This is a genomic window from Micromonospora wenchangensis, from assembly GCF_002210435.1.
Classification (GTDB): Bacteria; Actinomycetota; Actinomycetes; order Mycobacteriales; family Micromonosporaceae; genus Micromonospora; species Micromonospora wenchangensis.
Map to the genome: position 1 here is coordinate 1 of NZ_MZMV01000012.1, position 14946 is coordinate 14946.

The window sequence follows — 14946 nt, forward strand, 5'->3', positions numbered from 1 at the left end:
CACGGACGGTGCGCCGGCTCGGGCTGCCGCCGGAGCGGTCCCGGCGGCCACCGTGCCGGCAGCGGACGACGTCGACCCGCGTTCCACCCCGGTCGACCTGTGGACCCCCGCCGCCGAACGGGCCGCGCAGACCTCCCCGGCAGCACCGAACACCGCCGCGCAGGCCTCCCCGGCGGCACCGACCACCGCAGTGCCGGCCTCCCCGGCGGCACCGGGCCCGACCACCGACCCGGCCCCGACCGGTAGCACGCCGCCCGGAACCCCGTCGACGACCGTCGGTGCGGACACCCCGGCGACCGCCGACGAGCCGTTCCTGCCCGCCAACGAGGTCGAGGAGAACCTGCTGGACGCGGTCGGCGCCGGCAGCACCGACGGTTTCCTTTCCACCCTGCTGCTGGCCCGGGTGCTGCTTCCGGTCAACCCCGATTCGGTGGCCGGCAGCCGCCCCGGCGAGCCCGGTTTCCAGTGGCGTACCGGGACGACCGACGGTGAGACGTACGTGGTGGTCTACACGTCCCCGGAACGGCTGGCCGAGCACGACGTGCCGCCGGTCGAGACGATCGAGGTGCGTTTCGTGCAGCTGATCCGGCGGTGGCCGGACCCGGGCTGGGCGTTCGCCGTCAATCCGGGCAGCCCGGTCGGGGCCAAGCTCCCCGGTGAGCAGATCGTGGCCCTGGCCAGCTGGGCGGCCGAGGTCGGGCTCGGTGACGAGGCGGACGTGGAGCCGGTGGCCGCCGCCGAGGCACCCGCCGAACGCACCCGGTACGCCCCGCCGGTCACCGACCCGTCCCGTCCGGTGGTGATGCAGAAGGCGGTCGCCCCGAGCCAACTCGCCTACTACCTGGAACGCGGCTACGACCGGGTCTCCGGTTTCGTGCACCGGGCCGGCGAGTTGGCCCACCTGACCACCCCGGCGGAACTGCACGACGCCCTGGGGCTGGGCTACCCCGATTCGCCCTTCGCCCGCGACGCCGAGGCCACCTACGTGCTGCGCTGGCCCGCGTACCGGCCGAGTCTCTACCGCATCCCGTACGGCGGGCAGAACGAGGCGGCGATGCGGGCCATGGAGGGCTGGGTGATCGAGCGCGCACCGTTCCGGGGCAACGGCTTCGCCCCCGGCGAGAGCAGCGACGTGGTGGCCGAGTTCAAGGTGGACAGCGCCAGGTTGCCGCACGGCGCACAGCTCTGGCGGATCGGCACGGAGGGCACCGAACGGGTGATCGCCGTCCTGGACACCGACGCGCTGGTCTGGCGACGGGTGGGCGAGCCGTGATGCGTGACGGCTACGTGGCCCGCTGGCAGGGACGGGAGTACCAGGTCAGCCCGGACGGCGACCACGTACGGATCTACCAGCCGGAACCCGCCGACGGCTTCGAGGAGGTACGCCCCGGCCGGTACGTGCGGGTCGTGCCGGCGGGTGAGGTCGAGGACCTGGCGTACGTGCGGACCACCTGCACCTGGCAGGGGCAGCCGTTCATCGTGCTCGGTGAGCACGACGGGTGGCTGCGGGTCGAGTACACGGGTGGTCGCTGGCCGGTGGCGCAGGCGATGGGGCTGGAGGTCTTCGACTTCGGCGTCTACCAGGGCTGGGCACCGGCCGGCGAGGTCGCCGAACTGCGCGAACAGCGCGTCTGACCGCCGACCCCGACCCCGACCCGGAAGACCCGGTCCCTGGCACGAACGGGACCGTCGACAGGGGACCGTCGACCCGGCCGGTCGGGTCAGGACTTGGTCCAGCGCAGGATCTCGCCGAGCACCACGTCGCCGGCCTCGACGTGGGGAAAGTGGCCCACCCCGTCGAGCAGCCGCCACTCGTAGGGGGCGCTGACGTACCGGCCGGAGCCCTGCGCGGTGCGCGGCAGGGACGCGACGTCGGCCGCCCCGTGCAACTGGAGGGTGGGGGTGACCAGGGGTTTCTGCATCAGCCGGACGAACCGGTAGCCGTGCAGCCGCAGCACCGAGCGGAAGGCCCACCGGTAGCCTTCCAGCGCGCAGAAGGCGGCCTGCGGGATGAGCATCGCCTCCCGGCAGCGCTGCGCGTACCCGGCGAAGTCGGGGCCGGCCACCCAGCGGGGGCCACCCCAACGGCTCAGCATCTCCTGCACCTCGGCGGCGTCGTTGCGGGTGAGCACGTGCTCGTACCGGGGGAGCTGGAACTTCAGCGCCGGGGTGGAGGCGGCGAACTGGCCGCGCGGGTCGGCGAAGATGGCCGCGCGCAACCGCAGCGGATGGGGCGCGCCGAGCACCACCAGCCGGCGGACCAGGGTGGGGTGGAACGAGGCGGCTGTCCAGCCGATCAGCCCGCCCGAGCCGGCGCCGACCACGGTGGCCGACCGTTCCCCGAGGGCGCGGATCAGGCCGGCGACGTCGGCGGCGAGGGTGTAACCGTCGTACCCCCGGGGTGGTTTGTCGCTGGCGCCGTAACCGCGCAGGTCCACCGCGACGGCCCGGAAACCGGCGTCGGCGACGGCGGGGAGCATCGTGTGCCAGGCCCACCAGTGCTCCGGGAAGCCGTGCAGGAAGAGCACCATCGGCCCGGTGCCCGCCTCGACGACGTGGAACCGGCTGCCGTTCGCGCCGACGAACCGGTGCGTCCACGGCCCCTCGGTGAGGACGCAGGACTCGTCGGTGGGCCCGCCACGCTGCTCGGTCATGGGCACAGCCTAGGACCTCGGCGCCTGTCGATCGCCCCGCCGACCCGAGCGGACGGCCGCACCCGCGTCGGACCGGAGGCCGGCGGGCTGAGCGGACTCAGCGGACGACGCTGATCCGGACGACGCCGACCGGGGTGCCGGGGCCGCAGGCGGGGGGTGGCGCGGCCGGGTCGACGGTGACCACGACGGTGCTGCCGGTGGCGACGGTGCCCAGGCCGGGGCCGTGCAGCGCGTACTCGTGGCCGTCGTCGGTGACCAGGGCGTAGCACGGGCCGTCGCCGCCCCGGGTGATCCGGCCGGCGAGCCGGTCCGGCCGGCGTCGGTCGGTGGGGTGCCGTGGGGGTGCGGTGGGCCGGCGCGGGGCGGGCGGCGGGGCGACGGAGAGCGGTGCCGGCCGGCCGGCGGCCGGGCCCGGCGTCGCCGCGCGGCCGGCGGGCGGTGCCGGTGGGCGACCGGCAGGCGGGTCGGTGGTCGGGGTCCGGTCGTCGGTCGGGGTCGGGTCGTCGGTCACGGTCGTCTCCGTTCCCGGCGCACCCGCCACGGGTACGCGCAGAGCCAGCGTGCCACGGCGGCGGCGCAGCGGCATCCGGCCGGCCCCGGACGGGCCGATGCCCGGGCAGGAGTCCTGCCCGGGCATCGGGTACAGCAGGTGGTGCGCTGATCAGCGGATCAGGAGAAGCGGACCTTCAGCGAGGTGCCGTTCTGCTCCACGACGCGGATCTTGGTGCCGGTGGCCGGGAGCTTGACGCCGTGGTTCGGCAGCTCCGGGTACCAGTACTGCTTGGTGTCGTCGAACAGCGGCTGCGCGGCCTGGCCGCGGACGTACTGCGGCACGCTGTTGATGTGCAGCGTGAACGAGTCCGCCTTCTTCAGGCTGAACGGCGCGTCGTACACCTGGACGCGGGCCCGCCACGGGGCACCGGTCAGGTTGTACAGCGGCTCCGGGTGCGCGTCGATGATCATGTTCCGACCCTCGCCCGGGTGGTCGAAGGTGTCGTTGTCGGCCCACCGGAGGTTCCAGTAGGAGATCAGCAGACCCTCCTGGTACGCGTAGTGGTCCACGTAGTCCGGGCGGCTGTTCGCGTAACCGAAGTAGTACGGGCCGGTCTTGAGGTACTGGTCGTACGACACGTACGACCGGTTGCCGGCGATGTAGTAGTTGTCGAACTTGCGGATGTAGGTCTCGGCCACGATGCTGAACCCGTTCAGGGTCCAGCCGGCGGCACCGGCCTCCGCACCGTCGGTGAGCACGGTCTGCCCGTCGGCGGTGATGGTGATCGCGTCACCGTAGAAGCCGCCCTCGGAGACGCCACCGTCGGTCTGGTAGCGCAGCCGGAACTGCACCACCTTGCCGGCCGCCGCGTTCATCGGGATGTTGACGTCGACCCACTGGCCGTTGCTGGAGCCGTCCAGGGCGAAGCGCCCGGGGGAGATCTCCTTGAGGGCCTTGCCGTTGGCGGTACCCGGCAGGGTGGCCCAGGTCTGGCCGCCGTCGGTGCTGGCCTCGAAGAAGAGGTAGTCGTAGTCCGCCTCGATCGAGTAACGACCCTTCATGGTGAGCGCGGCGCTGGTCTTCCCGGTGAGGTCGATCGTCCGCGTCATCGTGGTGTTCAGGTCGTCGTCGTTGCCGGAGAAGAACTGCTTCGTCCCCTCGAACGGCTTGCCGTTCTGGAAGCTGTACTCCCGCTGCGGCAGCACGACCACGGCACCCTGCGCCTTGTCGGAGTTGTACTCCTGCGGGCCCAGGTTGAGGGTCTTCTGCTGGCCGGCCACCACGACCTCGTAGTCGAGCCAGCCGAGCTGGAGCTTGTTCCACGCGCCGAGGTCGCCGCCCCGCTCGCCGATGCCACCGTCGTTCTTGGCACCGAGCCGGCTCTGGGCCATCAGGGTCCAGTGCTCGTTGTTGTTGTCACCGCTGTTGATGACGTTGTAGTCGTCCGGCAGACCGAGGTCGTGACCGTACTCGTGGTAGAAGACGCTCCGGCCACCGTTCTCCGGCTGGATGGTGTAGTCGCCGATCCAGACGCCGGTGTTGCCGATCTGGGTGCCGCCGGCCGGGAAGTTCGCCGGGCCGGTGTTGCCCTGGTCGCTGGCGAAGGCGTACCACCGGTGGCTCCAGATGGCGTCCTCACCCTGGATCGGGTCGCCGTCGGCCTGGTCGCCGCCGGAGTGGACGATCTGGAAGTGGTCGATGTAGCCGTCCGGCTCGTTGAAGTCGCCGTCGCCGTCGAAGTCGTACCGGTCCCACTGGTCCATCGCCTTGACGTCGGCGGCGATCTGGGCGTCGGTGCGGCCGGCGGCCTTCTGGTCGGCGACCCACTGGTTGGCGGCGTCCCGGACCAGGGCCCAGGTGTTGTTGCAGACGTTCGAGGCGCAGGGGTAGCCGTTGGAACGGCCGTACCGGGCCTCGTTGTACTTCACCTTGACCCAGTCGGTGACCTCGCCCTCGACGCTGTAGCGACCCGAGGACTGGGCCTCGTAGTACTGCTTCAGCGACTCGTCGCCCTGCCCGGTGCCGAAGTACAGCTTCCGGAAGTGGTCGGCGTTGTAGTCGGCCTGCCAGACGGTGGAGTTGTCCACCGCCCGGTTGGGGGCCGGGATCTCGTTGTGCAGCGGCCCGTCGAACCGGGTCGGGCCGGGGACGGCCGGGGCCGTGTCCTGGTCCGGGTAGCTCGGGTGCCGCTCGTTGCCGAACTCCGCGAGGATCACGAAGATCTTGTCGGTCTGCTCGCGGCCCAGCTCGACGTACTGGTCCTGCGTCTGGGCGACGCCCGAGGCCGTCGTCCGGGCGTTCTTGCCCGCAGCCTGGGTCTTGCCGACCTTGACGACCGTGCTGCCGTTGATCTTCTGCGCCTTGGCCTTGCCGGAAAGGACCTCGCTGAGGCCCTCCTGACGCAGCGCCCGCCGCTTGGTTTCGAGCGGGTTGGGCAGATCGTGGTCCGCGTTAGCGGGCTCCGCGACCGACGGGGCGGCCGTCGGGAGCTTCGGCGTCGGCGCGGCGCTGGCGGACGTACCCGTCACCAGACCTGTCGCCGTCAGCGAGAGCCCGAGCAGACCCACTGCGACTTTGCGCACGTGGTACCTCCGGTGTGAGGGAACCGGCCCAACGGGGGTACGGGCCGGCATGGACGTCCCACTAGTGGGACCCATGGTGAACATAGACACTGCTGGGACGGGTGGGAAGATGTCCGCGTCGATTTGTTGCAAGATTTTGATGGGAACGCTTTTCACCGTCACACACCGGATGTTCACCAACGGTCATGAGCAGCGCGGACGGTCCGGTGGAGAATCGTAGTGATGTATTTCGATTCCGTTGCCGGGATGCGGGAAACAGTGGGCCGCCGGCTTGTCCACCGACGGCCCACCGTTCACCGATCAGTCAGTTACTGACCCTTACCACCGCATCGCCGGGCGTACCCGGCGCGCGACTTCAGTACTTCGCCGGAGTGATCCGGACGACCGCGTACGAGTTGTCCGGCGCGGCCGACTCGATCTTGATGGACACGCCGTTGCGGACCTTCGAGTCCGACGGGTTGCCCGTGCCGAGCACGATCGCCCCACCGCCCAGGGTCACCCCGTAGTAGTCGGTGGCCGGCGTGCCGTCCGGGTTCACCACCCGGGTGGTGTACGGCTTGTTGCCCCGCGACGGGACGACCACCGAGGCGTCGTTGTCCCGGGCGTACGGCGAGCCGTCGCGGATCTCGATGCCCGGGTACCAGCCCTTGGCGTCGTTGAAGCCCGACACCGGGCGCTGCCGCCCGAACTTCGTGCAGTACGCGCTGTACGGCTCGTCCGCCGCCTCCAGGCACTCGGTGAACGGGTACGTCGGGTTCAGCGAGAACGCCGCGTTCGACGACTGCGGCCGGCTCGGCAGGTTGTCCAGCACCGACGGGTCCTTCGCCGCCGCCTCACCGGTACGCCGCAGCGGGTCGTAGTGCGAGTCCACGATCAGCAGCCCGCCCTTGGACCCGTAGCTGGGCAGCGCGGTCATCTGCCCGGTGACGTGGTTGACGTCGCCCAGCATCGTGTCCCGGTACCAGACCAGCATGCCCGGCGCGTTGTACGAGATCCGGTCGACCTTCCACGCCTCGTGCGAGTAGATGGTGTCGTAGGCGTACTTCAGGCCCATGTCGAAGCCGTCGAAGTTGCGCCACTCGGCCAGGTAGTACTGCGCCTTGGTCTGGGTGCCCGGGTCGATGTGCCAGCCCGCGCCGGTGGTGTCGGTGAAGGTGCCGACGGTCTGCGTCCAGCCGTTCGTGCCGCCCTCCACGTCGTCGCTGAACGTGGTGGCCCCGCCGCCGGTGACCGACAGGTCGTCGACGAACCAGCCGCGCTCCTGGAACGCCTCGTCGGTGGCGTACCGCAGCCGCACCTGCACGGTCGTCCCGGCGTACGCCGACAGGTCGACCCAGTCGTGCCGCCAACCGGCGGTGCTGCCGGTCAGGCCGTACTTCTTGTTGCCGAAGTCGACCATGCGGCCGTTCGGGTCGGCGTAACCGTCGTTGGTGGAGACCAGCGCGCCGGCCGCGTCGTAGACCTTCTGCTCGGCCCAGGTGGCCCCGCCGTCGGTGGAGACCTCCACGAAGCCGTAGTCCCAGTCGTCCTCGATGACGTAGTTGTTCCACATCCAGAACTTCGCGTCACCGGCGGCCGGGACGGCCACCTGCCGGCTGAGCCTGACGTCGGCCCAGGCCTGGTCGGCGCCGCTGTACCACATGCCGGTGCCGCTGTGCGGCTGGGCGAGGGTGACCACCTTGTCCGGCAGGTCGATCTTGATGCCGTCCTGGGTGCCTACCGGGGTCCGCGAGGTCTGCCCGAGCGTCGCCGTCCGGGTCCGGGTGCCGGGGGCGATGGTCAGCGGATCGGCCCAGCCCAGCACCCACTTGTCCCAGATGCCCATGTGGGTGGGCAGGGCCTGGAAGATCTCACCGGTGTGCGAGCCGGACGCCATCAGGTCCCAGAAGTCGACGTCCGAGTCGGCGTTGCCCGAGGTGTCGTAGAGGTCCGGCAGGCCCAGGTCGTGACCGAACTCGTGGGCGAAGACGCCGACCCCGGCGTCCTCCGGCTGCACGATGTAGTTCGACACCTTCAGGTTGGTGCCGGGGATGGTGTAACCGCCGGCGACCGTGGAGGAGTGCGCCCAGACCGCGTACACGCCCTGGTCGCCGCCGCCCCGGGACTTGCCCTGACCGGCGTGCACCAGCACCAGGTGGTCGATCACGCCGTCCGGCTCGTTGACGTTGCCGTCGCCGTCCCGGTCGCCCTGGTCCTCGATGTCGTAGTCGGCCCACGGGAAGTTCGGGTCGGCCGCGGCCAGCGCGTCGATCGCGTCGGTGGCGAGCCGCCCCGCGCCCTGCGGGTTGTCCGGGTGGCCGTTCATCGCCTGCTGCCGGCCGGCGACCCAGGCGCCGGTCTCGTCCTGGAAGCAGCGCGAGGCCGCGTACCAGCCCTCCGAGTGCGGCACGCTGATCCACGGGCTGGCCTGCCCGTCCACCGTGTACGCGCCCTTGGACATCTCCAGGTACATGTTGTGCATGGTGCGGCCGGACAGGTCGATGCCCTTCTTGCCGTCCGGTCCCTTGAGGTCCTTACGGACCCGCTCGGTGATGCCCTGCTTGGTGTAGAGCATCTTGTCGAAGTGGGCCGGCGAGAAGTCCGGCACCCACATCGAGTTGTTGTCCTCGTGCGGCAGGGTCGCCGGGTTGGGGATGTTGTTGTGCTTCGGTCCGTTCTGGACGGTGCCGGGCACGCAGGTGCGGTCCTCGAACACCGTCTTGGGGACCATCACCCCGGTGAAGTCGTCGTTGGCCTGGTCGTTGAACTCGACAAGCAGGGTGAGCAGCTTGGCCGTCTGGGTGCTCTTGGCCTTCTTGAACGCGCGCGGGCTCTGCCCGGTGCGGATCGCCCGCGCCTCGTTGCGGGCCAGTTCCCGGGCTGCCAGCGGGTTGCCGCCGGCAAACTTGCGGTCGTACGCGCGCGCCTCGTCCGCCGCCGGGGTACGGATCCCGTCGGCGCCCCGGACCTCCTTACCCGCGGTGTCCGGCTGCACCTCCGGCTCGGCGTAGTTGAGGTAGTGCTCGTCGGCCCCGATCCGGGTCGGTGTGGCCGGCCCGGCAGGTTGGGCCGCCGCACTGCCGGTCACGGTCAGTGACGAGGCGACGAGAGCGAGGGCGGGCAACGCGACGAGGAGCCGTCGACGTGCCCTGGTGGACGGGAGAATGTTCATGCCACTCCGTTTCTCGGGCATGGGAAAGGGATCGCCGGTGAGACCTGCGTCGAGCCCAGTCGATATCGCTGAACCTAAATGAGAAGGGTTCGCACCCGGAAGGGGGTGCCGGTGCCTCTGCCCGTTCAGCCCGAGTCGGCTCGGCCTACCGACCGATTCGTACCCCTAAAAAGACGGTGGGTGCCGGCCCTCGCGGACCGGCACCCACCGTCGGGTACGGCTGTCGTTAGTCCTCGTCGGACTTCCCACCGCTGAGCCCGGAGGAGATCAGCTCCATCACCGAGGAGTCCTGGAGCGTCGTCACGTCACCCAGCGACCGGTTCTCCGCCACGTCCCGCAGCAACCGGCGCATGATCTTGCCGGAACGGGTCTTCGGCAGCTCCGGCACCAGCATGATCTGCCGGGGCTTGGCGATCGGGCCGAGCGTCTTCGCCACGTGGTTGCGCAGCTCGGCGATGAGCTGCTCACCCGCCTCGCCCGCGGTGTCGGCGGTGCCGCGCGGGATGGCGAACGCGACGATCGCCTGCCCGGTGGTCGGGTCGGTCGCGCCGACCACCGCCGCCTCGGCCACCGCCGGGTGCGACACCAGCGCCGACTCCACCTCGGTGGTGGAGATGTTGTGCCCCGACACCAGCATCACGTCGTCGACCCGGCCGAGCAGCCAGATGTGCCCGTCGTCGTCCTTCTTGGCCCCGTCCCCGGCGAAGTACATCCCCTCGAACCGGGACCAGTACGTCTCGATGAACCGGTTGTCGTCGCCCCAGATGGTGCGCAGCATCGACGGCCACGGCTCGCGCAGCACCAGGTAGCCGCCGCCACCGTCGGGCACCGACTGGCCCTGGTCGTCCACCACGTCGGCGACGATGCCCGGCAGCGGGGTCATCGCCGAACCCGGCTTGGCCGCGGTCACCCCCGGCAACGGGGAGATCATGATCGCGCCGGTCTCGGTCTGCCACCAGGTGTCCACGATCGGCAGCTCACCCCGGCCGACGTGCTGGCGGTACCACATCCACGCCTCCGGGTTGATCGGCTCGCCGACGCTGCCCAGCAGGCGCAGCGACGACAGGTCGAAGCCCGCCGGGATGTCCTCGCCCCACTTCATCATGGTGCGGATCAGCGTCGGCGCGGTGTAGAGGATGCTGACCTTGTACCTGTCGACGATCTCCCAGAACCGGCCCTTGTGCGGGGTGTCCGGGGTGCCCTCGTACATCACCTGGGTGGCGCCGTTGGCCAGCGGCCCGTACACGATGTAGGAGTGCCCGGTGACCCAGCCGATGTCGGCGGTGCACCAGTAGACGTCGGTCGCAGGCTTCAGGTCGAACACCGCGTGCGCCGTCCACGCGGCCTGGGTGAGGTAGCCGCCGGTGGTGTGCAGGATGCCCTTCGGACGGGCGGTGGTGCCGCTGGTGTAGAGGATGAACAGCGGGTGCTCGGCGTCGAACGGCTGCGCGACGTGCTCGGCCGACGCCGTCTCGACCGTCTCGTGCCACCAGTGGTCCTTCGCCGACCAGCCGACCTCCTCGCCGGTGCGCCGGACCACCAGCACGTGCTCGATCGACGGGCAGTTCGCCACCGCCTCGTCCACCGTCGGCTTCAGCGCCGACGGCTTGCCCCGCCGGTAGCCGCCATCGGCGGTGATCACCACCTTGGCGCTGGCGTCGGAGATGCGGTTGCTCAGCGCGTCGGCGGAGAAGCCGCCGAAGACCACGCTGTGGGTCGCGCCGATCCGGGCGCAGGCCAGCATCGCCACCGCCGCCTCGGGGATCATCGGCAGGTAGATCGCCACCCGGTCACCGGCGACCACACCCAGGTCGGTCAGCGCGTTCGCCGCCTGGCAGGTCAGCCGGTGCAGGTCGGCGTAGGTGAGGGTGCGGGTGTCGCCCGGCTCGCCCTCCCAGTGGATCGCCACCCGGTCGCCCAGGCCGGCCTCCACGTGCCGGTCCAGGCAGTTGTACGCCACGTTGAGCTGGCCGCCGACGAACCACTTCGCGAACGGCGGGTTCGACCAGTCGAGCACCTCGTCCCACGGCCTGGCCCAGGCCAACCGGCCGGCCTGCCGCTCCCAGAAGGCGAGCCGGTCCGCGCCGGCCTCGTCGTACGCGCCGGCCGTGACGTTGGCCTGGGCGGCGAGTGCGGCCGGCGGCGGGAACTGGCGCGTCTCGTTCAGCAGGTTGGCCAAGGCCTCGCTCATCCGGTGACTCCTTCGTCGGTGACCTGCGTCTCTACCCGGCCGAGGTTAGTCCGGGCAGCTCGGGACCGCGACACCCCCGGTGCCGTCCGGCGCGCTCAGCGGCCGTCCCGGCGCGCTCGACGGCCCGGATTCCCGCCCTGATCAGGAACGGACGCGACCCCCCGGGCGGTGCTGATCTTGGACGTCGGCGGGTCGGTGCCGGGCGGGGTGGCGTACGCCCGGCGGCGGGTGGCGTCCGGCCGGGGTCGTCCGGTCGCTAGCGTGGCGGGGTGACCACCGATCCGCTCGCCCCGCTGCTCGCGCTCGCCGACATCGCCCCCGCCGTCGAGCGGGCCCGTGAGCGGGTCGACCAGGCGATGCGGCACCGCGCGCTGCGCCGCCACGGCGGCCAGGTCGCGGCCGAGGTCGGCCTGCGCAGCGCGGTGGCCAGCGCCGCCCTGGAGGGGTACGACCACGAGCGCGAGGCGGTCCGCGCCGGCACCGTCACCGAGCCGGTGCTCCAGGGGGCGCTGCGGGTGGCCGGTGCGTTGCCCGGGTTGACCGAGCTGTGGCCGAAGGCCCCCCGGCAGGCACTGGCCCGGCTGCACGTCCTCGCCGCCCGGGACGTGGTCGCCGAGGCCGAGCTGGGGCGGCCGGTCGCCGACCCGGTGGTGGCCGCCCGGCTCGACGGGCTGGCCGGCCTGGTCGCCGGCGGGACGACGGTCTCCCCGCTGGTCCTCGCCGCCGTGGTGCACGGTGAACTGCTCAACCTGCGGCCCTTCGCCGGCCCGTCCGGGGTGGTGGCCCGCGCCGCCGCCCGGCTGGTGCTGATGTCCCGGGGGTTCGACCCGCGCGGCCTGGTCGCCGTCGACGTCGGCCACCGGGAGCGGCAACCCGAGTACGTCGGCGCGGCCGGGGCCTTCGCCACCGGCACCCCCGACGGTCTGCGCTCCTGGCTGCGGCACTACCTGACGGCCGTGGAGGTCGGCGCGGACCAGCTCACCGTCGTCGGCGACGAGATCATCGCCGCCGCCTGACCGGGTTCCGTCCGCGCCTTCCGACCGGTGCCGGGTGCGTGGTCAGTCCCGGCGGGCGGCCCGGTTCACCCGGGAACGCAGCGCCCGCCGGGCCACCGGCCCGAGGTCGTCGACGATCTCGATGAGCACGGCGAGCTGGTCGAGCGCCGACATCGCCTGCCGTACGCCCGCCCGGTCCACCCCGTCGTAGAGTTCCAGGCCGACGAACGCGGCGCAGACGGCCCGGGACAGGCCGGGCACGTCCGCGATCTCGGCGAAGGGTGAACCGGCGAGCAGCCGGCGCAGCACCGACTCGATCTCGTCCACCCAGAGTTGGAGCGCGGCGGCGGTGGGCGCGGCGAGCCGCTCGTCGGTCTGCGCCCCGGCCAGCATCTGGGCCAGGAACGAGACGTTGCCCAGCTCGCGCTCCTGCTCGTGCAGCTCCTGCCCGACGGCGAGCAGTTCCCGCAGCGAGCCCACCCCGGCCAGCCGGGCCGACCAGTGCGCGAGCCGGTCGGCCGTGCTGGCCCGGCAGGCCGCCGTCAGGAGGTCGTCGACCGTGCCGAAGTGGTAGAAGACCAGCGCCTGGTTCACCCCGGCGGCCGCGGCGATGGTGCGGGCGGACACACCGGCGATGCCGTGCGTACGGATGGCGGTGATGGCGCCGTCCAGGAGTCGCTGCTTGGTGCCGGACATCGTCCTCCTCGGGGGCCCGCCGGATGCGGCGGTGTGATCATCGCATCGGTCACCAGTTGCGCCAGCCAACCGATCCCGGGCAGCCGCAGGACCCAGCCGACCACCGCCCACCCGAGGTGCAGGTGCCCCAGCGCGGCGGCGACGGCGGCCACCCCCCGTTCCGACCGGCCGTCGCCGTCGGTGTACGCCGCCCGCCACAGCACCCCCTCGGCCTCGGTGGCGGGACGTACCAGCAGGCCCACCGGGTGGCGACGGGCGACGAACCGCCAGGTCGCGGCGCACGGGCCGCAGGTGTCGTCGAGGAACAGGACCGCCGCCGGCCCCACGTGGTACGGCCGCCGACGCGGCCACCAGTTCCGGACCTGCCGCCGGTACGCGCGCCACGCCCCGCCGTGCCGGTCGGCCAGGTCGTGTTCCTCGTGCGGGCGGGCCACCGCCACGCTGAAGGCGACCGCCACCACCGCCGCCAGCACCAGTGCGGAACTGCGGGTGAGCGCGGCGGTGAGCAGCACCAGCGCCACGGCACCGGTCTGCATCGGGTTGGCCAGGTAGGCGTACGGCCCGGTGGTGACCAGCCGTACGGGCGGATCCCACGGGTACGGCGTGCCGTCGCCGTGGGTGACGAACTCGCGGACCGCGGCGAGCGCCGGGGCGGCCAGCACCAGCGCCACCTGGGCGAGGAGCAGCAGGGCGGGCCGGGGCAGTTCGGTCACCGCCGCCCAGGACCCGTCGCCGACCTCGAAGGCCAGGCTGGGGACGAGCCACAGCAGCAGGGCGGTGAAGACCCCGACCTGGAGCAGCGCGCGGGCCGCCAGGTGCCGCCGGTCGGCGCACCAGCGGCCGAGCAGTTGCGTCGGCAGGGCCACCACGAGCAGCCCGACCAGCTCGCCGACCAGCCAGTCCGGGCCGAGCCGGACCAGCGGGTGCAGCGCGGGCATGGCCACCGCGTCGACCCAGAGCAGCAGGCCCAGCGCCACCGGCAACGGCAGGGTCCGGCGCAGCAGCACGGGCAGCGGACCCCAGAGCACGGCCCAGCCGATCCAGAGGTCGACAGGCATGCCCCGGTAGCTTCCCCGGACCGGGATGAACGTGTACCAGCCGGCGCGCCGGGCCACCTCGTCGAGGGCGGCGATGCCGATGCCGGCGGCGAGGAAGGCCAGCAGCGCCGCCGCCCGACCGGCGCGGCTCCGGTCGACCCGGGCGGCGGCGAGCACGGCCAGCAACGGCACCGCCAGGCTGAGGTAGCGGGCGGCGATCATCGCAGCGCCATCATGTCCAGCAGGTGTCCCGTCCCCGCGCCGAGCAGTGCCTGCTGGATCGGCCCGAAGTACCAGGAGGGGTCGAGCCCCCGGGTGTAGTCCACCCGGATGCGTACCTCGGTGTGCCGCTCGTCGACGGCCCGCCAGCTCAGCGTGGCGTGCCGCCAGCGGAACCAGCGCGCGGTGATCGAGCTGTCCTCGACGAACCGGAACCCGACCCGCTGCACCCCCACCGTCTCCACCTCGGCGAGGAGGTGGCCGCCGGGGCCGTGCGCGCTGCCGTGGTAGCCGAACATCCACCTGTCACCCGGGTCGAGCCCGTCCCCGCTGACCTGGCCGGGCGTGGGCACGCCGAGCAGCCGCAGCGGCACCGAGCGCACCGGTACGGGGCGGGGACCGGCGGCGAGTCGGGCGGCCACCTGGTCGGCCGGCAGGGCCACCACCCGGGCCACCTCGACGGACTGGTCGGGTGCCAGCCGGGGAGCCGGTCCGCTGCCCTCCAGCCCCGGCAGGAGCAGCAACGGCACCGCGATGACGGCGTACGGGCGGGAGGCGTCGCGCAGCGCGCGGATCAGGGCGGTGGTCCCGTGCGACACCGCGTAGACCAGTGGGGCGGCGAGGACGACGCAGACCGCCCCCTCGTGCAGCGCGACCGCCGCCAGCAGCAGGGCGATCGTGGTGACCACGAAGACCCGGCCGTGCGCGGTGCGGCCGGGCAGCAGGGCGAGGGTGGCGGCGAGGGCCGTCGGGAGCAGCACGAAGAGCAGGGCGCTGTCGGCCCGCCCGTCGAGCACGGTGGCGACAAACACCACCATGCCGAAGGCCGAGATCAGGCCGGCGAGCACCCAGTTCGCGGCGGTCCGCCGGGGCGGTCGATCCTGCTCGTTCATCTCTACCTCCCGATTTTGAGCACCTGCTCAAAATC

General features: G+C 72.1%; 11 protein-coding genes. 3 read left to right on the forward strand and 8 right to left on the reverse strand.

Translation table 11 applies throughout. The annotated features are described in order from the left end of the window. Both B5D80_RS09410 and B5D80_RS09415 read left to right on the forward strand, forming a co-directional pair. A partial coding sequence (locus tag B5D80_RS09410) for an SseB family protein (RefSeq protein ID WP_211291446.1) occupies nt 1-1273 on the forward strand: 1273 nt, incomplete at its 5' end. After that, the gene (locus B5D80_RS09415) at nt 1270-1635 is read left to right on the forward strand and encodes a hypothetical protein (protein ID WP_088643428.1); all 366 of its coding nucleotides are present in this window, start codon (nt 1270-1272) and stop codon (nt 1633-1635) included. The genes B5D80_RS09410 and B5D80_RS09415, both read left to right, overlap by 4 nt. 86 nt (nt 1636-1721) lie before the next feature. On the opposite strand, the gene B5D80_RS09420 is transcribed toward B5D80_RS09415, so the two are convergent. The 5 genes from B5D80_RS09420 to acs all read right to left on the reverse strand — a co-directional run bounded on the left by B5D80_RS09420 (nt 1722) and on the right by acs (nt 11071). Next, the gene (locus B5D80_RS09420) at nt 1722-2654 is read right to left on the reverse strand and encodes an alpha/beta fold hydrolase (protein WP_088643429.1); all 933 of its coding nucleotides are present in this window, start codon (nt 2652-2654) and stop codon (nt 1722-1724) included. 97 nt (nt 2655-2751) lie between these two features. Then, a complete protein-coding gene (locus B5D80_RS33315) occupies nt 2752-3165 on the reverse strand; it encodes a hypothetical protein (protein ID WP_158224157.1) in 414 nt (137 codons plus the stop codon). 158 nt (nt 3166-3323) lie between these two features. Beyond that, nucleotides 3324-5714 (reverse strand): immune inhibitor A domain-containing protein, encoded by a 2391-nt coding sequence (locus B5D80_RS09430; RefSeq protein ID WP_088643431.1) that lies wholly within the window; start codon nt 5712-5714, stop codon nt 3324-3326. Between the two features lie 370 nt (nt 5715-6084). Beyond that, entirely contained in the window at nt 6085-8880 is a 2796-nt protein-coding gene (locus B5D80_RS09435; RefSeq protein ID WP_245854392.1) for an immune inhibitor A domain-containing protein, read from the reverse strand. Nucleotides 8881-9106: 226 nt separating this feature from the next. Further along, nucleotides 9107-11071, reverse strand: coding sequence for an acetate--CoA ligase (gene acs / locus B5D80_RS09440; RefSeq protein WP_088643432.1), 1965 nt, complete (start codon nt 11069-11071; stop codon nt 9107-9109). Nucleotides 11072-11340: 269 nt separating this feature from the next. Here acs and B5D80_RS09445 point away from each other — a divergent pair, with 269 nt between their 5' ends. Continuing rightward, a complete protein-coding gene (locus B5D80_RS09445) occupies nt 11341-12087 on the forward strand; it encodes a Fic family protein (RefSeq protein ID WP_088643433.1) in 747 nt (248 codons plus the stop codon). A 42-nt stretch (nt 12088-12129) separates the two neighbouring features. Here the strand turns inward: B5D80_RS09445 and B5D80_RS09450 are convergent, their stop codons facing one another. Genes B5D80_RS09450 through B5D80_RS09460 form a run of 3 tightly spaced genes read right to left on the reverse strand, consistent with a single transcriptional unit; the run spans nt 12130 to nt 14911 of the window. Further along, nucleotides 12130-12762: a TetR/AcrR family transcriptional regulator gene (locus tag B5D80_RS09450; RefSeq protein WP_088643434.1), complete on the reverse strand. Its 633-nt coding sequence runs from the start codon at nt 12760-12762 to the stop codon at nt 12130-12132. After that, entirely contained in the window at nt 12657-14021 is a 1365-nt protein-coding gene (locus tag B5D80_RS09455; protein WP_088643435.1) for a methyltransferase family protein, read from the reverse strand. Before B5D80_RS09455 ends, B5D80_RS09450 begins: the two co-directional genes overlap by 106 nt. After that, nucleotides 14018-14911 (reverse strand): hypothetical protein, encoded by an 894-nt coding sequence (locus tag B5D80_RS09460; RefSeq protein WP_088643436.1) that lies wholly within the window; start codon nt 14909-14911, stop codon nt 14018-14020. Before B5D80_RS09460 ends, B5D80_RS09455 begins: the two co-directional genes overlap by 4 nt. Nucleotides 14912-14946: the final 35 nt, after the last annotated feature.

What these genes read in the sequence shown, in the direction of transcription:
- B5D80_RS09450 (WP_088643434.1), bottom strand. Translation starts at nt 12,762, where the DNA reads ATGTCCGGCACCAAGCAGCGACTCCTGGACGGCGCCATCACCGCCATC.
- B5D80_RS09435 (WP_245854392.1), bottom strand. Translation starts at nt 8,880, where the DNA reads ATGAACATTCTCCCGTCCACCAGGGCACGTCGACGGCTCCTCGTCGCG.
- B5D80_RS09455 (WP_088643435.1), bottom strand. Translation starts at nt 14,021, where the DNA reads ATGATCGCCGCCCGCTACCTCAGCCTGGCGGTGCCGTTGCTGGCCGTG.
- B5D80_RS09420 (WP_088643429.1), bottom strand. Translation starts at nt 2,654, where the DNA reads ATGACCGAGCAGCGTGGCGGGCCCACCGACGAGTCCTGCGTCCTCACC.
- B5D80_RS09460 (WP_088643436.1), bottom strand. Translation starts at nt 14,911, where the DNA reads ATGAACGAGCAGGATCGACCGCCCCGGCGGACCGCCGCGAACTGGGTG.
- acs (WP_088643432.1), bottom strand. Translation starts at nt 11,071, where the DNA reads ATGAGCGAGGCCTTGGCCAACCTGCTGAACGAGACGCGCCAGTTCCCG.